The organism is Hanstruepera marina (assembly GCF_019880635.1).
In the GTDB taxonomy this organism is placed as follows: Bacteria; Bacteroidota; Bacteroidia; order Flavobacteriales; family Flavobacteriaceae; genus Hanstruepera; species Hanstruepera marina.
Genome location: NZ_JAINVX010000001.1, coordinates 71,988 through 93,069 on the forward strand (window position 1 = coordinate 71,988; position 21,082 = coordinate 93,069).

At 33.5% G+C, this 21,082-nt stretch carries 19 protein-coding genes and 1 tRNA gene; 11 read left to right on the top strand and 9 right to left on the bottom strand.

From position 1 onward, the window contains the following. Window positions 1-256 precede the first annotated feature (256 nt). The 3 genes from K7G76_RS00320 to rseP form a co-directional block, all read right to left on the bottom strand. The gene (locus K7G76_RS00320; protein ID WP_223032215.1) at window positions 257-3,061 is read right to left on the bottom strand and encodes a helix-turn-helix and ligand-binding sensor domain-containing protein; all 2,805 of its coding nucleotides are present in this window, start codon (window positions 3,059-3,061) and stop codon (window positions 257-259) included. Window positions 3,062-3,460: 399 nt separating this feature from the next. After that, window positions 3,461-3,534 (bottom strand) — tRNA-Asn (locus tag K7G76_RS00325). Window positions 3,535-3,616: 82 nt separating this feature from the next. Beyond that, window positions 3,617-4,939 (bottom strand): RIP metalloprotease RseP, encoded by a 1,323-nt coding sequence (gene rseP / locus K7G76_RS00330; protein ID WP_223032216.1) that lies wholly within the window; start codon window positions 4,937-4,939, stop codon window positions 3,617-3,619. A gap of 167 nt (window positions 4,940-5,106) precedes the next feature. On the opposite strand from rseP, the gene K7G76_RS00335 reads away from it, so the two are divergent. Genes K7G76_RS00335 through feoB form a run of 3 tightly spaced genes read left to right on the top strand, consistent with a single transcriptional unit; the run spans window position 5,107 to window position 8,162 of the window. Continuing rightward, on the top strand, window positions 5,107-5,778 hold the full coding sequence (locus tag K7G76_RS00335; protein WP_223032217.1) for an SCO family protein: 672 nt from the start codon (window positions 5,107-5,109) through the stop codon (window positions 5,776-5,778). A gap of 58 nt (window positions 5,779-5,836) precedes the next feature. Then, on the top strand, window positions 5,837-6,070 hold the full coding sequence (locus K7G76_RS00340) for a FeoA family protein (protein WP_223032218.1): 234 nt from the start codon (window positions 5,837-5,839) through the stop codon (window positions 6,068-6,070). Further along, complete coding sequence (gene feoB / locus K7G76_RS00345; protein ID WP_223032219.1) at window positions 6,063-8,162, top strand: ferrous iron transport protein B; 2,100 nt, start codon at window positions 6,063-6,065, stop codon at window positions 8,160-8,162. Before K7G76_RS00340 ends, feoB begins: the two co-directional genes overlap by 8 nt. Before the next feature lie 133 nt (window positions 8,163-8,295). Here feoB and K7G76_RS00350 read toward each other — a convergent pair whose 3' ends face one another. Then, a complete protein-coding gene (locus tag K7G76_RS00350; RefSeq protein ID WP_223032220.1) occupies window positions 8,296-8,721 on the bottom strand; it encodes a hypothetical protein in 426 nt (141 codons plus the stop codon). 126 nt (window positions 8,722-8,847) lie between these two features. On the opposite strand from K7G76_RS00350, the gene K7G76_RS00355 reads away from it, so the two are divergent. From K7G76_RS00355 to K7G76_RS00385, 7 genes are all read left to right on the top strand, one after another. Continuing rightward, window positions 8,848-9,507: a metal-dependent transcriptional regulator gene (locus K7G76_RS00355; RefSeq protein WP_223032221.1), complete on the top strand. Its 660-nt coding sequence runs from the start codon at window positions 8,848-8,850 to the stop codon at window positions 9,505-9,507. Then, entirely contained in the window at window positions 9,494-10,300 is an 807-nt protein-coding gene (locus K7G76_RS00360) for a transporter (RefSeq protein WP_223032222.1), read from the top strand. The genes K7G76_RS00355 and K7G76_RS00360 overlap by 14 nt, the downstream gene beginning before the upstream one ends. Window positions 10,301-10,305: 5 nt before the next feature. Continuing rightward, window positions 10,306-11,217 (top strand): metal ABC transporter solute-binding protein, Zn/Mn family, encoded by a 912-nt coding sequence (locus tag K7G76_RS00365; protein ID WP_223032223.1) that lies wholly within the window; start codon window positions 10,306-10,308, stop codon window positions 11,215-11,217. Then, complete coding sequence (locus K7G76_RS00370) at window positions 11,217-11,954, top strand: metal ABC transporter ATP-binding protein (RefSeq protein WP_223032224.1); 738 nt, start codon at window positions 11,217-11,219, stop codon at window positions 11,952-11,954. The genes K7G76_RS00365 and K7G76_RS00370 overlap by 1 nt, the downstream gene beginning before the upstream one ends. A gap of 6 nt (window positions 11,955-11,960) precedes the next feature. After that, complete coding sequence (locus K7G76_RS00375; RefSeq protein WP_223033570.1) at window positions 11,961-13,088, top strand: metal ABC transporter permease; 1,128 nt, start codon at window positions 11,961-11,963, stop codon at window positions 13,086-13,088. Continuing rightward, a complete protein-coding gene (locus tag K7G76_RS00380) occupies window positions 13,081-14,241 on the top strand; it encodes a metal ABC transporter permease (RefSeq protein ID WP_223032225.1) in 1,161 nt (386 codons plus the stop codon). The genes K7G76_RS00375 and K7G76_RS00380 overlap by 8 nt, the downstream gene beginning before the upstream one ends. 62 nt (window positions 14,242-14,303) lie before the next feature. After that, window positions 14,304-15,395, top strand: coding sequence for a helix-turn-helix domain-containing protein (locus K7G76_RS00385; RefSeq protein ID WP_223032226.1), 1,092 nt, complete (start codon window positions 14,304-14,306; stop codon window positions 15,393-15,395). A 54-nt stretch (window positions 15,396-15,449) separates the two neighbouring features. Here K7G76_RS00385 and K7G76_RS00390 read toward each other — a convergent pair whose 3' ends face one another. The 5 genes from K7G76_RS00390 to K7G76_RS00410 all read right to left on the bottom strand — a co-directional run bounded on the left by K7G76_RS00390 (window position 15,450) and on the right by K7G76_RS00410 (window position 20,478). Continuing rightward, the gene (locus tag K7G76_RS00390) at window positions 15,450-16,754 is read right to left on the bottom strand and encodes a DUF11 domain-containing protein (protein ID WP_223032227.1); all 1,305 of its coding nucleotides are present in this window, start codon (window positions 16,752-16,754) and stop codon (window positions 15,450-15,452) included. Window positions 16,755-16,908: 154 nt separating this feature from the next. Beyond that, window positions 16,909-18,771, bottom strand: coding sequence for an energy transducer TonB (locus tag K7G76_RS00395; RefSeq protein WP_223032228.1), 1,863 nt, complete (start codon window positions 18,769-18,771; stop codon window positions 16,909-16,911). A gap of 12 nt (window positions 18,772-18,783) precedes the next feature. Next, window positions 18,784-19,326 carry an RNA polymerase sigma factor gene (locus K7G76_RS00400; protein ID WP_223032229.1) on the bottom strand — a complete coding sequence of 181 codons (543 nt, stop codon included), beginning with the start codon at window positions 19,324-19,326 and terminating at the stop codon, window positions 18,784-18,786. A 61-nt stretch (window positions 19,327-19,387) separates the two neighbouring features. Continuing rightward, the gene (locus K7G76_RS00405) at window positions 19,388-19,711 is read right to left on the bottom strand and encodes a TraR/DksA family transcriptional regulator (RefSeq protein WP_223032230.1); all 324 of its coding nucleotides are present in this window, start codon (window positions 19,709-19,711) and stop codon (window positions 19,388-19,390) included. Between the two features lie 5 nt (window positions 19,712-19,716). Next, entirely contained in the window at window positions 19,717-20,478 is a 762-nt protein-coding gene (locus K7G76_RS00410) for a TerB family tellurite resistance protein (protein WP_223032231.1), read from the bottom strand. 118 nt (window positions 20,479-20,596) lie between these two features. Here K7G76_RS00410 and K7G76_RS00415 point away from each other — a divergent pair, with 118 nt between their 5' ends. Then, window positions 20,597-21,007: a BrxA/BrxB family bacilliredoxin gene (locus K7G76_RS00415; RefSeq protein WP_223032232.1), complete on the top strand. Its 411-nt coding sequence runs from the start codon at window positions 20,597-20,599 to the stop codon at window positions 21,005-21,007. The last annotated feature ends 75 nt before the right edge of the window (window positions 21,008-21,082 follow it).

The following is a 21,082-nucleotide window of genomic DNA, read 5'->3' on the forward strand; positions in this document are numbered from 1 at the left end:
AAATGATAAGAGTTAGTTCGATCCATAAGACCATAATCGTAAATTTAACCCATGATTCTATGAATTTACCAATTTTAACCCCAACAAAAAATATACATTTCAAAAAAAAGGGTTAAAAATTATCAAATCATCAAAGTTTTCTTTTAAAAACAATATAAACTGTAGTATAAATTTTCTTGCCAAGAAAGAAAAATAAAGACTATAATGTTAAAATGTTGTGGTAATGTATGGTTAAAATAACTTATTGTAGTATGCTCTACAATTCCAGTATGTAGTCAGTTAAGCTTGTTTCGTGCTCTAATTCCATTTTTTTACGCAATCGATATCGTTTCACTTCAACACTTCTAACTGAAATATTTAATAATGGCGCTATTTCTTTAGAAGATAGATTAAGCCTTAAGTATGCACATAATCGAAGATCGTTATGGGTTAAGGATTGGTGTTTTGATTTTACTTTTTTCAAAAAATCTTTATCAGCATTGTTAAACGCTTCTTCAAACATTTCCCAATCATTCGAGTTGTTGATGTTTTTGTCTATTAATCTAATTACTGGGTTGAGTTTTTTGTCTGGATTGAGTTTTTTTAATTCTTCTTTGATGTCATTTAAAAACTCATTTTTCTTGATTAAACTCATTGTTGAAATAGCTAGTTCACGGTTTTTATTTTCAATATCTTGAGTTAATGTCTCATTTTTAAAATTAGTAATCTGTTGTTGGTTTTCCAGTTCTTTTAATTCGAGATCTTTCTGTGTTTGTTCTAATATTTTTTTTCTTTGATTTTTGTAATAAGCTCTATAGAACAAGTGAATTATCAAGAGCATTATCATGCCACCGATAATATATATAATGATAAACACATTAGATAAATACCAGGGTTTTTCAATAACAAAATTAAAACTTGCTGTATTAATGGTTTCAATATTGCCAATTTTGCCTCTTACCTTAAAAGTATACTCTCCATATGGCAAGTTTTCAAATAGATGGGTGTTTTCATCGGTCCACCCACTCCAATTGTTATTATATCCTTCTAATAGATATTGGTAACGTTTTTCAGAATATTTATAGTATTCTGGTATGCTGTAAGAGAAAAATAAATTGTTGGTTTTATTTTTAAATACTGATGACCCTTGCAAAGCAACTTTATTCATTTCAGAATCAAGCCTACCAACCTCTATATGGTTTATTGATATATTGAATTCATAATCCGTATTCAACTTTGATAAATCGATTATCAAATAACCATTGGATGTTCCTAACAAGTATTGGTTTTTGAACAAATGACTAATATTCTCATAACCATTCATACTATTAATTTGTTTTTTAGGCAATGGTATATTGACCAATTCGGGAATATTACCAAACGAATCAAAATCCAAAAAAGCAAGATTGTATTCTGAAAATCCCCATAATTTATTTGTTTTATCAACAACAAGTTTTCCAGTAGTATATTCAGTTTTATTGTATAATTTGGACAAAATAGAATCTTTATAGAAACTGTTCTTTAACTGACTATAATTAAAAACACCGTCTTGATTGGCATAGAAAATAGACTCATTGTATTTTATTAAACTAGAATTTAGACCCTTTTCAAAACTCGGTTCTTTTTCAACTTTTAAAGCTTCTTCAAAGTCTGGACTCAACTCTATTTTAAATACACCTTTATATTCATGACTGACAAAAACTTTATTGTCAATTAATTCAAAATATCTTGAAGAAATGTCAAAACCTATAATTCTATTTCGCAAGCTCCATTTGCTTGCTTTCTTCTCCAATATATTGAGACCATCGTAAGTACCTTGTATTATGAGGTTTGGGTTGCCTGAAATTGGTTTTAAAGCCCAAGTTCCTTGAGTGCCTGGTAGCAACGTGGCTTCATTATTGCCATTAACTATAAACGTGCCTCTATCATGACCACAAAAAAGTTCGCCGTTTATCTCTATTAAGCTCCAAACTTGACCATTAGTTTCAGGAACAATAATATAGTCTTGGTTACTATTTGTTTTTTTAAAAAAAAGCCCTTGGTTAGTTCCAAGATATATATAATCATTATATATAATTGAGGTGTAGGTTGTTCCTAATTTTCCTGAAGAATCATAATAAATTTTGTAAGGAGAATTACTTTTAATAAAGTTGACACCATTATCCAAACCGAGCCAAATATTGTTGTCTATATCTTCTGTAATAGTTAAAACAGTATTGTTTTGTAAACCCCTAGTTTGATTGATATGGTATAGGAACTTCCCATTATGGTCAAGTGCTAACAAACCATTAGAAATGGTGCCAAGTAAAATAGTTTTGTTTTTGAGGATCTCGGCTGAATAAACTGTAATGTTATTCAGAATATCATCAATTTCATAGTCCCAATTGGTTAAATCACCATCTTTGTAATAATAAAACCCATTTCTTTCTGTTATAACCAAATACCCATCTTTATAATCAAACAAATTAACTATCCGAGACTCCAATATTTGGGCGGAATCTATAAACAATAATGATGAACCATTCTCTATTTTATAAACTCCTTCTCCAAATACTTGATAAAAAACGTCATCATTGATTTGGTACATTTTAACAATCCTAGATTTTGGTGCAACAACTTGAAAACTTTCATCTATTGTGTTATAAATATATATTCTGTCCAATGACTGAAATAACACCCAATTTTTAATATTAATAATTTTCCAAAACTCTTCATCCTCAACAATAGAGTCTAACTTATTTGACAAAGATGTGTAGTTTAAAGTTCCCTTACCGTCCTTGTCCCAATAACCAAACTCCATGTAGCTGCCTGTATACACTCTTTTTCCAACAACATGCACAGATCTCATTACAGTTTGATTTGGAGTTGGATAAAAGTCCCAAGTAGCTCCATCATATTCTAATAACCCTTTATTATTAGCTATGTATATATACTTATTTGAGGTTTGAGATATATCCCAATTTTGATTATCTGCATCATAATCCTGCGGTGAAAATCCCCCAATAGGTGGAAGCTCTTGAGAAAAAAGACTCCCATACAACAAAAAACCAAATAAGAATAACAACCAAGATACTGTTTTCATAAAGCCTCTATTTGCTTACATTTTTACAATATACAAAGAATGTATAGTTATACGAAAAACAAAAATCGACCTATACAAAAAATTAATTTTATGAAGGACCAGGAAAACCAACGATTAAAATCTTTTTAAAGTAAAAAGAATAACAATAGGCTGGTTCATTATAAGTAAAACTCCTAATAGTGATTCAAGATTTATTTTAAATTTAAGACCCAACCACAAAACACCAATTTTATATCAATTAGACAAACCATTTAAAAATACTTGTTGACTCAACTAATCAAATTCATTTTTTTTACACACTAGCACATATTGAAGTATGGGCAATTATTCAACTTAAAAGTTCGACCTGCATAAAAAGCAAAAGCCTTTACATTTCTGTAAAGGCTTTCTGTTGTTAAGCTCCCCCTCTTGGGCTCGAACCAAGGACCCTTTGATTAACAGTCAAATGCTCTAACCAACTGAGCTAAGGAGGAGTGTTATTCGCTTTTGCGAGCGCAAATATAAAGTATTTATTATTTACTACAAATATATTAATTAAAAAATCTACTTAAAATTTTAATTAAAAATAGCTTTATAAATATCATTGCCGTTTGCAAACAATACCAACGCTATTAAAAGAATAAAACCAATTAGCTGGGCGTATTCTAAAAACTTATCGCCAGGTTTGCGTCCAGAAATCATTTCATACAGTAGAAACATAACATGACCACCATCTAACGCTGGAATTGGCAACAGGTTTAAAACTCCCAGCATAATAGATAAAAATGCTGTAATAGCCCAGAAAGCCTTCCAGTCCCAACTTGGCGGAAACATATTTCCAATAGCGGCAAATCCACCGACTTGCGAAGCCCCTTTCTTCGTGAAAATATATTTAAACTGTGCCAAATAATCTTTAATGGTCCAGTAACCTAATGAAGTGCCCTTAACTATGGCCTCACCAAACGAATAGTCTTTGTGGTTGGTAACAATACGCTCTGTTTCTAAACTTACAATGCCTATGGTTGCATCTTCAGTTGGCTTGATCTCTAAATTTACAACCTCATTATTTCTTTCCACTCCGATATTTAGAGTATTATTACCGTTGCGTTTTAATCCATATTTTAAATCGGTAAAATAATTAATAGCCTCGCCATTTAAACTCACAATTTTATCTGTAGGTAATAATCCGGCTTTTTCTGCAGGAGAGTTTGGTGCAACAGAATCCAATTTAAATGGTAATCGAGGTGACATGGCTGGTAAATCACCTGCTTCAAATAATTGTGTGCCAATATCTTCAGGAACAGTTAAATTTGCTATTTCTCCTGATTCACGTTCGACTTGTATAGTGTTAATTTCCCTAAACAACAAATACGAATTAATATCTGTAACTTCACTAAAAGGCTTGCCATCTACAGATACTATTTTATCACCTTGCTGAAAACCATATTTTTCCATGGTTTCTGATACGCCAAACCCATAAGTAATATCATCTTTGTTAGAGTAATCGGTTCCCCAAACAAATAATATCATCATATAAATTAAAAACCCAAGAATAAAGTTCACAATTACACCCCCTAGCATAATAATTAAACGCTGCCAAGCCGGTTTGGTTCTAAACTCCCAAGGTTGGGGTGGTTGTGCCATTTGCTCTTTGTCCATGCTTTCATCAATCATTCCGGCTATTTTTACATAACCTCCCAAAGGCAACCAACCTATACCATAAACCGTTTCGCCAATTTTCTTTTTAAACAATGAAAATTTTATATCGAAAAACAAGTAGAATTTCTCTACACGCGTTTTAAAAAGTTTTGCGGGAATAAAATGTCCTAATTCATGAAGGACTATAAGAATAGACAAGCTTAAAAATAATTGCGCTGCCTTAATTAATATAACGGTCATAAAATCTGTCTTCTTTTAAATAACGCACAAAAGTAGTGTTTTTTAACTCAAGAATAAAACCTGAATCCAAGCACATTTGTATTTAACATATAATTATAGTCTTGAATTGTTTATTGGCTTCAAAAATCAATGTATTTTTGCAAAAACAATGCCAATAACTCCACTCTATGCTATCGTTTTTTAAAGACTACAAATATTTCGCCATTGTATTTACTATTATTTCAATTATAATAATTTCAATAATCTTTAATATTCTAAATGTCGATAAACCGCTTCCTATTTATCAACCTACAATGGTAAACTCTGAATTGGTAGACAGTACACTTTTAGATGTCAAGAAATATCATAAAATCGCTGATTTCAGCCTCATAAATCAAAACGGGGAAACCATAACCCAAGACAATTATAAAGACAAAATTTATGTTGCCGATTTCTTTTTTACCACATGCCAGACCATTTGCCCTATAATGACGAATCATATGGTAGAAATTCAAAATAAAACTTTAAGCGACAACGATATCATGTTGCTTTCGCATTCCGTGACTCCAGAAATAGATTCTGTAGCGCAATTAAAAAAATACGCCTTAAAAAAAGGAGTTAACGACAATAAATGGAATTTAGTTACTGGCGATAAAAAACAAATTTACGATTTGGCACGGAAAAGTTATTTAGCCGTTAAAGACCATGGAAGTGGTGATCAATACGATATGATTCACACCGAAAATTTCATGCTCATTGATAAAAAACGGCAAATTCGTGGTTTTTACGACGGAACCAACCCTGAAGATATCGAGCGCCTACTCAACGACATTGAAACCCTAAAAAAAGAATATCAATAGTTTTTCTACACAAAGTTTTTGCCTTATTTTTGCTTCTTTAAAATCAATCTAAATAAGCTTGCAGGTAACTTTAGCAGATATTAAACGTGGTGAAAAAGGCATTATTGCTGATGTTTCATCTATTCATATTCCACTTAAATTATTAGAAATGGGCTGCTTGCCTGGCAATTCTGTTGAATTGGTTCAAGTCGCTCCTTTTGCAGATCCCATGTATCTCAATATTAATGGGAGCCATCTTGCAATTAGAAAAGAAACAGCCATTCACATTTTAATAGAGATTTCCAATGGGTAAACAAATTAATGTTGCACTTATAGGAAACCCCAATACAGGAAAAACCTCTGTGTTTAACGCCTTGACAGGTTTAAATCAAAAAGTAGGTAATTATCCTGGCATAACAGTCGAAAAAAAAGAAGGTATATGCAAGTTGCCTAGAGGTGTAAAAGCGCATATAATAGATTTACCAGGAACCTATAGTTTAAATGCCTCGTCCCTTGATGAAAACGTCGTTATTGAACTGCTATTAAATAAAAAGGATAAAGATTTTCCCGATGTGGCTGTAGTGGTTAGCGATGTTGAAAACCTTAAACGTAATCTCCTTTTATTTACACAAATAAAAGACCTTCAAATCCCTACAATTTTAGTCATTAACATGGCTGACAGAATGGCTTATAAGGGTATTTCACTGGACATTCCATATCTAGAGCAACAACTTGAAACCAAAATTGCTTTAATAAGCACAAGAAAAAACCAAGGCATTACCGCTCTTAAAGATCTTATAGCAAATTTTAAAGAGCTTTCTGTAAAGCCTTGTTTAAATGCTTCCGAAATTGATACCGAGTATTTTGACAACTTAAGAAAAGCTTTTCCTAATCAGTTGTTATATAAGCTTTGGTTGGTAATCACTCAGGATGTTAATTTTGGTAAAACAGATAGAAACGAAATTGATGCCGTAGCCGATTTTAAAACGAAATCTAAAGCCGATTTAAAACGCCTGCAACAAAAAGAAACCATTAAACGCTATCAATTTATTAATGATACGCTAAAAAAGGGGCAGACCATAGACTTAAGTACAGCTAAAGATTTAAGAATAAAACTAGACAGGATAGTAACCCACAAAGTTTGGGGCTATCTCATTTTCGGTATTATATTATTAACCATTTTTCAAGCTATATACGACTGGTCTAGTGTCCCTATGGATTTTATTGATAGTACATTTGCCTCGTTTAGCGAATGGACAAAAAATAAAATGCCTGAAGGTGCCTTTACCAATTTAATAGCCGAAGGTATAATTCCTGGTCTTGGCGGTATTGTTATATTTATTCCACAAATTGCCTTTTTATTCCTTTTTATTTCTGTTTTAGAAGAAAGTGGCTATATGAGTCGCGTGGTTTTCCTTATGGATCGTATTATGCGCCGTTTTGGCTTGAGTGGTAAAAGCGTTGTCCCCCTTATTTCGGGTACGGCTTGCGCTATTCCAGCTATTATGGCCACACGTAATATAGAAAGCTGGAAAGAACGTCTTATTACTATACTTGTTACACCTTTTACAACTTGTTCTGCCAGACTTCCTGTTTACCTCATCATCATCGCTTTGGTAATTCCCAAGGGTCGTATTTTAGGGTTGAGCTATCAAGCCTTAACGTTAATGCTTCTGTATTTAATTGGTTTTGGTGCTGCAGTTGGTTCAGCTTACATACTAAATAAAGTTCTTAAAATAAAGAGTAAAACCTTTTTTGTGGTCGAAATGCCCAACTACAAGCTCCCTTTATTTAAAAATGTTGCTTTAACAGTTATTGAAAAAACCAAGTCGTTTGTGTTTGGTGCGGGTAAAATTATTTTGGCTATATCCATCGTATTATGGTTTTTAGCTTCCTATGGACCAGGAGATAATTTTAACAATGCCGAAGCTATTGTTACGGAGCAATACGCTTCACAAAATATTTCTCAAGAAGATTTACAGCAAGAAATAGCTTCATTTAAATTAGAACACTCCTTTATTGGTATAACAGGAAGAACTATAGAGCCTCTCATTAGACCTTTAGGCTACGACTGGAAAATTGGTATTGCCATAGTAAGCTCATTTGCAGCGCGAGAAGTATTTGTGGGTACTCTTGCCACTATTTACAGCGTAGGTAGCGACGAAGAAGAAACCATAAAAAATCGCATGGCTGGCGAGGTAAACCCCATACTTGGTGGTCCTTTGTTTAATTTTGCTTCAGGTATTTCATTACTGCTATTTTATGCGTTTGCCATGCAATGCATGAGCACACTGGCCATTGTTAAACGCGAAACCAATAGTTGGAAATGGCCCACCCTTCAATTAGTAATCATGAGTAGTTTTGCTTACATTGTAGCTTTAATAGCCTTTCAATTATTAAAATAATGAGCAGTGTTATTCAAAACATATTAGCCCTTACTACACTTATTATAGCGCTTGTGTATCTGGTAACGAAGTTTTTCTGGAAAACTAAACTATCAAAATCAAAAAGTTGTAGTTCAGACGATTGCGGGTGCCATTAATCTTTTGTAATTATTAATTGCAAATAATAATCGGATTTGTTAATCTTAGAACTATATTCAGGATACGGTAAAACATTATAGATTTCTACTTTAATGTTTTCGTAGTTTAATATAACTGGATAGTCATTTTGCAAATAGGTGCTGGGTGTAATATCTACAACTTCATTTTTAATGGTTTCACCATTTTTAGAAACATGAAATTGCACTTTAGCTTCACCTGCTCTTACACAATTTACATATCTAGGACACCTTGAGTCGTTTACAACATCTATAAACTTTATTTCAAATTCTCCTACTTCTATTATATTGTCCAATAAAAGTTTAGTTACAATTTTAGGACTGTCAACATGGACATCAGTAGTATCTTGGGCTTTTGCAATTAAAGAGAAAAGCAACATAAAAGCGAGTAATTGGTACTTCATAATTCCATTTTATAAGGCATAATACCGAAATCATACCAAAGTAGTGAAAATTTGCAATTATATTTAATTTAACTATATTTGAAAACTTTTTTAAGTATACTTAAATTTTATTTAAAGCAACAATAAATGTCAATAGCTATTGAAAATTTCGTTAAAGCAATTTATAAAAACGATAAGAACGACAGTAATAACACCAAGCCAGGTAACATTGCAAAAAAACTAGGCATTTCTAATGCAGCAGCAACAGATATGGCAAAAAAACTGGCTTCAAAAGATTTGCTTCACTATGAGAAGTATCAGGAGCTTCAGCTAACCGACAAAGGAACACAAATGGCTTTGAACATCGTAAGAAAGCATAGACTTTGGGAGGCACTTTTATTCAAATTATTTGACATGTCCTTACATGAAATTCATAAAGAAGCTGAACTACTGGAGCACCAGACATCGGATTTTTTAGCCGATAAAATTAGTGCTTATTTAGGTAATCCAAAATTTGATCCGCATGGTGATCCCATTCCTAATGCAAAAGGAGAAATTACAACAGTTGATAATTCCATAGCCTTATCGCAAACTCAAGCAGGTGAAACCTACATCATTTCTAGATTAATGAGTGACGACAAGGAATTCTTTGATTTTTGTGCGCTTCACGGTCTTAAATACGGCAACCGAATTACGGTAACTAATCAATTTAAAAATAACCGCATGACGCAAATTTCAATAAATAACAACACTATTTTACTAAACGAAGATTTTACTAATATTATTTATGTTAATGAAAGTAACTAAACACTTAAAACAACTATCCATTTTTGTATTTACAAATTGTTTTATGTGCTTGCAAGCACAAGAAACGGAAACCACAAAACCCCTAGAAACCGACAGACCAGATATGACCGAAGCTTCAAGCACAGTTCCTAAAGGCTTTTTACAGGTTGAAACCGGTGCCTTTTTTGAAACTTTTGAGCGTAACCAAATAAAGACCGAAAACTTTACCTATAATACTACATTAGTCCGTTATGGTTTATCCGACAATTTCGAATTGCGTTTGGGTTGGGATTTTCAAGAGAACATCACACATGTAAATGGTCAAAAAATGGATAATGTTACTAGCGGTTTAAGCCCATTGCTTTTAGGAATGAAAGTTTATGTAACCGAAGAAAAAGGTTGGATACCAGAAATTAGTTTAATAGGTCATGTTTTTTTGCCTTTTACAGCAAGTACAGACTATAGACCCGAAACAACAGGTGTAGATTTCAGGTTTTCACTCTCGCATACCTTGAGTGAAAAATCCAGCTTGGGCTATAATTTAGGAATGGCTTGGGGTGATGATTCTCCTGAAGCCAATTACGTCTATACTATAGCATATGGTTATAGTATATCTGATAAATTTGGAGCCTATGTTGAACTTTATGGAGACCTTCCTGAAGATAATAAAGCAAATCATTTATGGGACGCTGGTATGACCTATTTAGTATCTAATGATTTACAATTGGATATGTCTTTTGGCACAAGTATAACAGAAGGGCAAGACCTCTTGTTAAGTGCTGGAGCTAGTTTTAGATTACCAATTAAACACTAATTAAAATGAAAAAAACTGCACTTTTAATAAGTTTCCTTTTAAGCTTTATAAGCTGTAAAAACGAAGACAAAAAAAACGACAAACTAAATGTTATTACAACAACGACCATGATTACCGATTTAGTAAAAAACATTGGTGGCGATGTTATTACTGTTCAAGGATTAATGGGAAGTGGTGTAGACCCTCACCTTTATAAGGCTAGCGAAGGTGACGTAACCAAATTAGCAAATGCCGATTTAATTTTTTACAACGGATTACATCTTGAAGGCAAATTAGTTGAAGTTTTTGAAAAAATGGGCAGCCAAAATATTAAGACGGTTGCTGTATCCAATGTTATTGATAAAAATACTCTGATTGGTTCAGAATATTTTGCATCAAATTACGATCCGCATATTTGGTTTGATATTACTTATTGGGAGCAAGCCACACAATTTGTTGTTGATAAGTTATCAGAATCTGTACCATCAGAAGAAAATACGTTTCAAGAAAACGGAACGCGATATTTTAAGGAGTTAAGTGATTTAAAAGCTGAAATCAATACAACAATCAATACGTTACCAGAAGATAAACGTATATTAGTAACGGCACATGATGCCTTCAACTATTTTGGAAAATCCTTTGGTTTTGAAGTGGTTGGATTACAAGGTTTATCAACAGCTACTGAAGCTGGCGTTCAAGATGTTCAAAAATTGGCAGCTTTTATTATTGAGAAAAAAGTGAAAGCCATTTTTGTTGAAAGTTCTGTTCCAAAACGAACTATTGAAGCACTTCAAGCTGCTGTAAAATCTAAAGGACACGATGTGTCAATTGGTGGTACTTTGTATTCTGATGCTTTGGGAGATGCTGGAACCATTGAAGGCACGTATATAGGCATGTTTAAATACAATGTCAATACTATTGTAAACGCTTTGAAATAATGAGCTCAAAAATTGCTGTTCAAGTCGACGATTTAACTGTAGCTTACAACTACAAACCAGTCCTTTGGGATATTGATCTTGAAATTCCTGAAGGAGTCCTAATGGCTATTGTTGGCCCAAACGGTGCTGGAAAATCTACATTAATTAAATCAATTTTAGGAATTTTAAAACCAATTGCCGGAAGCGTGAGTATTTATGGCAAATCGTATGACAAACAACGTTCACTGGTTGCCTATGTACCACAAAAAGGTAGTGTAGATTGGGATTTCCCGACTACCGCTTTGGATGTTGTTATGATGGGAACCTATGGCAGTTTAGGATGGATAAAACGACCTGGACAAAAAGAAAAAAAAGCTGCTCTTGAAGCTTTGGAACAGGTAGGTATGCTGCCATTTAAAAATAGGCAAATAAGTCAACTATCTGGTGGACAACAACAACGTATATTTTTAGCACGCGCTTTGGTACAAGATGCCTCTATTTACTTTATGGATGAACCATTCCAAGGTGTTGATGCAACTACTGAAATTGCCATTATCAATATCTTGAAAGCATTACGTAAAGCCAATAAAACAGTAATCGTTGTGCATCACGATTTACAAACTGTTCCAGAATATTTTGATTGGGTGACATTCCTTAATGTTAAAAAAATAGCCACAGGACCTGTAAAGGATATTTTTAATGATGACAACTTAACAAAAACCTACGGTATTAATTACAAAGTGAGTATCCAGAAATAAAATACTATAGACTTACTAGAATACATAGAACTTGTAATAAACGATTACACTTTAAGAACCATAACACTTGGTACAGCTATTTTAGGTGCTGTTACTGGTATGTTAGGGAGTTTTGCCGTGTTACGAAAACAAAGTCTTTTAGGTGATGCTATTTCTCATGCAGCCTTACCAGGCATTGCTATAGCCTTCTTATTAACTGGTGCCAAAGAAAGCAATACTCTGTTGTTAGGCGCTTTAGTTAGTGGTTTGATCGGTACGTTTTGGATTAGAGGTATTATTACAAAAACACATTTGAAATCCGATACAGCTTTGGGATTGATTCTCTCATTGTTTTTTGGCTTCGGAATGTTGCTATTGACTTTTATTCAAAAACAACCCAATGCCAATCAAGCAGGATTGGATAAGTATTTGTTTGGTCAGGCTGCCACATTGGTTGAAAGTGATGTATGGCTTATGGCTATTGTAACAGGTTTATGTCTAATAGTTTTACTTCTGTTCTGGAAAGAATTTAAAATTTTATTGTTTGATAAAGATTATGCCAACACCCTAGGATTTAACACCAAAACTATAGACATTTTAATTACCTCTTTTATTGTTTTGGCTATTGTTTTAGGCTTACAAACGGTTGGTGTGGTTTTAATGAGCGCCATGCTTTTGGCTCCTGCTGCCGCAGCGAGACAGTGGACAAACAGTTTGAGTATGATGGTTTTCCTTGCTGCGTTATTTGGTGCGTTTTCAGGGGTTTTTGGTACAGCCATTAGTGCCGCTCAAAATAATCTATCTACAGGACCTGTAATTGTTATTGTAGCTTCAGTATTTGTGATGTTTTCTTTTATTTTTTCACCCAATCGTGGTTTGTTGTTTCGTCAAATCAGGTTTATAAAAAATCGTCGTGATTTAGAACTTCACAAAACACTGTCCTTTATGTTTAATATTGCGAAAACACACGAGAACATTTCGCATCCACATACCATTAAAATTTTAAATAACTTCCAAGGGTACACCAAAGGCACGCTTAAAAAATTAGTGGATAAAAACTATGTGACATTAAATGGAAACATGTGGAGTTTGACCCAAGAAGGATTTGAAACAGTATCCAATTTATATAACCAACAACTAAAAAAAGATGAGTAGCGCACAACTTGAAATACAACTCATTGCCAGTTTGGTTGCCATTGCCTGTGCCATTCCAGGAACGTTTTTGGTATTGCGCAAAATGGCTATGATAAGTGATGCTATTAGTCATTCCATTTTACCAGGAATTGTTGTTGGATTCTTTATCACACAAGACCTCAACTCGCCATTATTGATTGTTTTAGCAGCATTAACAGGTGTCATAACTGTCGTATTGGTCGAGCAAATTCAAAAAACGGGATTGGTAAAAGAGGATACTGCTATTGGATTGGTTTTTCCTGCCTTGTTCAGTATTGGTGTCATTATGATAGCTAAAAATGCCAATGATGTACATTTGGATGTTGATGCTGTACTTTTGGGTGAATTAGCATTTGCCCCTTTTGACCGATTGCTAATTTCAGGAGTTGATGTTGGACCAAAATCGTTGTGGATTATTGGAATTATTCTACTTATAACTATTGGGTTGCTATTTGCGTTTTTCAAGGAATTGAAATTAAGCACGTTTGATGCTGGCCTAGCCGCATCGTTAGGGTTTTCACCTGTTGCTATTCACTATGGCTTGATGACCGTTTCATCTGTCACAACTGTTGGGGCTTTTGATGCTGTTGGAGCCATTTTGGTTGTCGCCCTTATGATTGCGCCTGCCGCAAGTGCTTATCTTCTAACAACCGACTTAAAAAAGATGCTTTTTCTCTCCATGTTTTTTGGTGTATTTAGTGCTATTTCAGGATACTGGGTAGCGCATTGGTTGGACGCTTCAATAGCTGGATCTATAACCACTATGTTAGGCTTACTGTTTTTAGTTGTTTATTTATTTGCGCCTAGCAAAGGTTTGATAGCTGTTATGTACCGCGAAAAGCAACAAAAAATTGAAGTGTCACTCCTAACATTTTTACTACACCTAAAAAATCACACCGAAGAAAACGAACGTCATGTCAATCACTTACGAGAGCATATTAACTGGCAGAAAATCCGTGCCAAGACAGTTGTAGATTTAGCACTAAAAAACAATATGGTTACCATTGATAATCATATTGTTTCTTTAACCAAAAAAGGCGATGAGTTTACCTCTCAAGCCATTGACTATATCATTACTAATGAAGATGCCCAAATTGAAGACATGAAAGATGACTTCTTTTTATTTAGAGGATAAGTAATATTTTTATTTTTGAAAACCTTACAAACTATAATTAAAAAGTTTTTAATGATTTAAAAATGGCTGATTTTAATATTTTTCATATTATTCTACTGCTTGGTACTATTCAGGGTTTTATTTTAACATTTTTACTTTTTGTTGTTAAGAAAAATAATCAATCAGCTAATTCATTTTTAGCAATTTTTCTTTTAATGCTATCGCTTACTATGTTAGGGCGCTTTTTGATTGAACTGTCTTTTATTAAAAGCTTGCCCAATTTTCTAGCACTGCCTGATGCCATTATTTTTCTATATGGCCCTTTAATGTACATCTACCTTAAAAAATTATTATTAAAGAATGAGTTAAGCAAAACTCAAGTTTTATTACTTTTTTTACCAGCTATTCTATTTGTTTTGTCTGAAATTCCTCTACTGCTAAATGAAAAGAGTTACTTAAAAGCACTTTGGATAAAAAACACAACATACCGATTCATAATTATTGAAGGCACTGCAATACTGTATAATATATATTTTCTTTTCTTACAGTTTCAACTATTATTAAGATATCAAAAAATATCAGACAATAATTTTTCATTTAGGCAGTATCCCAGTTATCTAAAAGTATTATACAGTTTTACGGGACTAACATTGCTTATCTGGTTTATATCATATCTCTCATGGGTTTTTGGATATTATAGTGTTTTAAGTGCTTATGGTTATAGAGCTATTTGGTTAATTCTTCCAATAATCACATACATTATGGGATATTTTGCAATGAAAAATCCTGAATATTTTAAAATAGCTTCAACAAAAAATAATTCATCTAGAAAAAAATTAGTAGAGCATGAAAAACTAAAGATTCTCAACGAGATTCAAACTATAATGGTTCAAGAAGAACTATATAAAAACCCTGAATTTAGTCTTACTGTTCTATCAAATAAGTTGTCGATTGATAGAAATAAGCTTTCTCAATTAATAAATAATGAATTCCATAAAAATTTCAATGAGTGGACTAATGAATATAGAATTAACGAGTCTAAAACTCTTTTGCTAGAAACAAACTTAAGTATAAAAGAAATTTTTTACCAAGTAGGATTTAACTCAAAATCTGCATTTAATAGAGCGTTTAAAAACAATACTGGAACCACTCCTTCTGATTTTAAGAAAAAATAATACCCTTTAAATTTCTATTAAAAAGGGTATTATACTTTATTCAATAACAAACCATTAATCTTCTCTAAAACCTTCAATTTTTCTAACACTACCTTCTCCACTAACGATATAAAGTGTTCTTCCATCTTCGGAAGCAACAATGGCATTTGGGCTAGTCAGTGTTGCAACATCTCCATTTCCATCGGTATGCCCTTCAACACCTTGTAAGCCAGCAATAATTTCAGAAGTCCCATCACTGTCTATCATTAATACAGTATTATCACCAATACTTGTGGCATAGAAATATCCATCAGAATAAATTATAAAACCTATGCCACTACCATTATTTAAAGGCAGATTAACAAATGTACTTTGTTGGTTTGTAATAGCATCTATTTTTTTGATAATTCCCGAATTATAATCCGAGACATAAATATTATCATCATCATCAATTGTTAAGCTACTATTGTTGTATATGCCTACGGGAATGATTGTCTTGTTACCTTGAGGATCAATCTTTGTAATTGCATTGTTTACATTGTTGTTAGTATAAATATTACCATTTGAGTCAAAATCAACTGCTATTGGTGCTGCTATCTCATTTGCAACTACTTCAATTGTGTTACCTTCAGAATCTAACTTTACTATATCAAAAGCTTCATATCTAGCTAAATAGATGTTATCGTTAGAGTCTAAAACCATTCCCGCAGCTCCATCATGATTATTTGAGAAGATCGTTACAGATTGATTGGTGTCAATTTTATAAACAATATCATTCCAATAATTAGTTGCATAAAGATTTCCTGAACTATCAATAGCTAAACCATCTCCAGCAAAAACCGAGGTGGCATATGTAGACACTTGAACGAGGGAAGGTGCAATAGGAGTAACGGTAACACTGTCCTGATCGTCTTCAGTTATGTCGTTGTTGTTAGGTTCAGAATCTGGATCTTCTTTATCAGAAGCTATTACTTCTGCGATAACATTATAATCTCCTGTTTCATTAACTGTTGCGGTTATATTTAATGCCTTGTTTAACCCATTGGATATATCTGGCACTGTCCATACTCCAGTAACGTCATCATATGTTCCATTAGTTGACCCATTATCACTTATATAGCCATAACCGGACGGCAATACACTTTTTACTAAAACTCCAGTAGCCGTTTCAGGGCCCAAATTGGTTACGGTTAATGTAAATGTAACGTTGTCTCCAAAATAAGGCGATTCATTATCTACATTAACCATTAAACTTATATCAGAGCCTGTCTGTGGTTGCGGTTCAATACCTACTCCTCCATTTGAATCATCGGAAGAGCAAGAGGTTATAAAAATGACTAATAAAAATGTTGATTTGAATTTTTTTAATACGTTTTTCATGTTGCTTTTAATTTTTTGCTTTAAAAGTAACTAGGAAAACCGAGTAGCTAGTACCGATATGTAATTCAGTACCATTATTGTAAAAATTCAAAGGATTCTAAAAACCATTATACGCTACTAACTAAAAATATGGATGAATATTTCTTTTTAGAGGTTAATTAAACAAATCATTCAGTTTAACCATTTCATGCTTCAATTCTTCAATTGTAAGGGGTTTAAATTCAAAATTCAGTTCGGATATGTCTTCAATTTTTATTTCTTTAATACCCAAGTAAAAAGTGTCATTTACCTTTTTAATGGCAACCAAAACAATTTCTTCACCTTTAGGGACTAGTCCAAAATCCACTTGATCATCTACTCTCTTACTAGGCAAGATTGAACTTAAGGATTTAAAAACCATTTTCACGTTTGCACCTTCAGCGTTCTTGATTTTGAACTTATATTTTATTTTATTTTTCCACCCTCTTACAAATCGGTCGCAATTAATCCAGCCTAAATTAGCATTAGAGAATGCATAAGAAGACGCATGATAAGCATTAAAATTATTTGGGTCTAATCTTACTGAATCTTTGGATATAATTAAATCGTCTTCAAAAGCAACTGAACCCACTGTAACCATTGGCAAGTTCTTATCCTTTCCTGGAAGATTAACTTCAAACGGCATGAAATATGGGACTGTTACTTGCTCACCTCTTTGTAAAGCTGGCTGGAACTTTGGCAACAATTTAATAACACGCATCATTTCTTCTCCTAATGCTACACTTGATGCCTTAATTCTAATATTTGTTATATTACCGTTTTCATCAATTTTAAAGAACGAATTGATTCTATTTTTTCCGGTTAAATTCAATTTTTCAGCAATTTCAAGATTGAAGTTTTGAGTTAAAAAATCTTTCATCTTGGTATTAAAACAATCTTTCAATTCTTGATTTTGCCCTTGACAGCCAGGAAATACAGGGACGTTTTCAACTACATTAAAAGGAACCTCTACATTGTGTTCAATTGTTTCAAGGGAGATTGAATTTATCGTTCTATTGCCATCTGGAATCCAATTAATGTTATCATCGTTTTCTTTGCCAGAAAACAACTGCATATCTGGTTTGGGCTTGGTAAATGGAAAGGCTAATGAAATCTGTTTTTGTAGTTTTAATTTTTTGCCATTTTTGGTAGCATTTATATGAAGCATACCTCCTGTTTCCAGAGCTTCGCCATTTGATGTGGTTGATAAATTTCCTAGAAGCATATCAGACAACTTATAGTACTCTGTAACTTCTAATTGAACCGTACCACGAACTAACCGGTTTGTTTTTTCGTCTACAAAGGCATGTTTAGGTATTGTAATTGTTGTTCCTTCATCAAGGGTAAGGGATGTTTTTTCTTCAACATGAATTACAATAACCTGTGGTTCCTTTTTTACAGCTTCAAAAAATGAATTTAAGGATTGGTTGCTTGTATTGATTGCTTCAACAGGTTCGTTTTCAATCAAAGAATCGTTTTGAATTGTGGCCTCTTCTCTTGTTTCTTCAACTGCTTTCTTTGTTGGATTTAGTTCTTCTTTATTTGCTAAATCACTAGATTCCATATTGGCGGTAGGTGGCTCAACTGTTTTTAACGTATCTAGCTGAACACCTAAAACTTCAAGATCTGGCGCAGAGGAAGTTTCTGTTTTAGGCGCTTCTTTTATTTCTAAACCCATGTTGTTTTGGGTTGGTATGGGTTCGGGATTTGTTTTGTTAAACCATAAAGTTCCTACTACAATTAGAGCCACAATAGCGGTTCCTGAAACACCAATGATTTTTAACCATTTTGCCATAAAATAACGTTGTTTCGCAATAGCGATATCTTCTTTTAATCCGGCGCGCTTAATACCTCGAATTATTGCTTTCTGTTCGTTAAACAATTGCTTGAAATCGATATCCGTACGCAAACGTTCTTCAAAAGCTTGAGATTCGGAAAGGGAAAGCTCTCCGTTTAAATATTTTGTAATTAGCTCAATATGTCTTATATCTGTTTTCATGATTTCTGGAATTTAGGATTGGACGGTTTGTTGTTTGTTCTTGTAAATACCTCGAGCTTTAGATAAGCACTTATACTTCTGGTTTTTGGCAATTTTTTCAGTAGAAAATTGCATCACTTTAGCAATATCTTTAAACGACATCCGCTTGTGATAAAACAGTAGTAAGAGTTTTTTACAGCGTTCTCCTAATTCAGAAAAAGCCAGTTCGGCTAGTTGAAATTGCTTTTCTTCATGAATAGTTTTAGTAATGGTAGCTTCGTTTTCATTCAGCTGGTTAGAAAGTAGTTTAGATTCTTTTTTTTGCATATCGCTCCAAACAAATCTTGAAACAGAATACAAGTAGGTATAGAATGATGACGTAAGCTTGAAATTCGATTTTTCTAAATTCCGATACAGAATTATAAGGGATTCCTGAAAAACATCAGATGCATCCTGTTTTTGACCTCCTTTAGACAATACCAGTCGTTCAATTTTAGGATACAGCTGGTACAACTTCTTAAAAGCCTTTTCGCGTTGACCATTTTTAAAACACTGTAAGATTTTTTGATCGTTCATAAAACGTTTTATTACTTAATGGTCAAATTTTAAAAAGGTCACCTGAAAAATTTCTGTTTTTTTATCGCGCACAATTCACGCACAAAAAACTTTCAGGACGAATAAGTATTCTTCCAACGGGAATTGGGTTTTGACATTTTAAGCAAATGCCAAAATCGTCATCCTCAACTTTTGATAAGGCTCGTTTAAGATTTGTAAGTTTGGTTTCGGCCTGTCTCAATGAGGCTTCATTAACACTTCGGTTGTTAATGGCGTCCATTCGGCTTACCCTACCAATAGCATTATTTGGCGAAATGGGTTTGGTCAATTCTTTGTAGCCTACAATAGCTTTTTCTGTTTTCGCAATTTCATCTATTATAGTTTGCTTTATCTGCTCTTTATCCATAAAGATTAAAATTTACGCTCTTTTTGTATTTGTTCGTAAGCCTGTTGCACCTGTCTAAACTTTTCTTCTGCTCCTTCTTGGTGCTCCTTACCCAAATGAACCACTCGATCAGGATGATATTTTTTAGCCATTTTTCGGTAAGCCGCTTTTATTTCAGTTACTGAAGCGCTTTTGTCTATTTCTAAAATCTTATAAGCATTATCACTGCTATTGTAAAACATAGCTTTAATGCTTTCGTAGTCACGCGAACTGATTCCTAAATACCCTGAAATAGTATAAATTTGCTTAACCTCATCTTCCGTAACATGCCCGTCAGCTTTAGCAATTCCGAACAAAAAATGAAGCAATTGCAAACGCGATGGGTGATCCATCATCTGCCGGATTTGCAAACAAACCTGACGTACAGGAATTTGTTGCTTATTAATGTTTTTAAATAGCTTAAAGGCATGGTTGGCACGTTCTTTACCATACATACCAGCAAATTGTTGCCTTACAAAATCCAATTCTCTTTGATCTTGCTTACCATCAGCCTTTATAACAATTGAAGCTAATATTAATAAACTCACTTCAAAATCACCCGATTGGGTTCTTACACTGCTTCTGCCTCTGTCTTGTGCTCTTCTATACTGTTCTTGACCAAAAATGGTTTCATTTCCATTACCAGATACAGCATCAACAACACCTCCCAATGCCATTCCTATTATGGCTCCTATTGGACCACCAAATGACCATCCTAATGCTGCTCCAATCCATTTTGAAAAACTCATGTACCTATCAATTTTATTTATGGGTAAATATACTATTTGTTAGTAGATTGCCTGCTTAAATTGTTACACAATTGGTATCTTTGCACCATCTAAATATTAATCTTAAAATTTAAAATATATGTATCCAGCGGAATTAGTAAAACCCATGCGAGAAGATTTAACCAATGTTGGTTTTGAAGAATTACAAACTGTAGAAGCTGTTGATGCCGCTTTAGCAAAAGAAGGCACTACATTGGTTGTCGTAAATTCGGTTTGTGGTTGTGCTGCAGCCAATGCACGTCCAGGTGCTAGAATGAGTTTGCAGAATGCCAAAAAGCCAGACCATATTGTGACTGTTTTTGCAGGCGTCGATAAAGAAGCCGTAGATAAAGCTCGTGAACATATGATACCATTTCCACCGAGTTCACCTTGTATGGCTTTATTTAAAGATGGTGAATTGGTGCACATGTTAGAGCGTCATCATATTGAAGGTCGTCCTGCTGAATTGATTGCTGAAAATTTAGTTGATGCTTACAACGAACATTGCTAAAAAAACGCAACCCTTAAATTATAACCACGATTCTATCGTGGTTTTTTTGTGCTTTAATCTTATTGGTTAATTTTG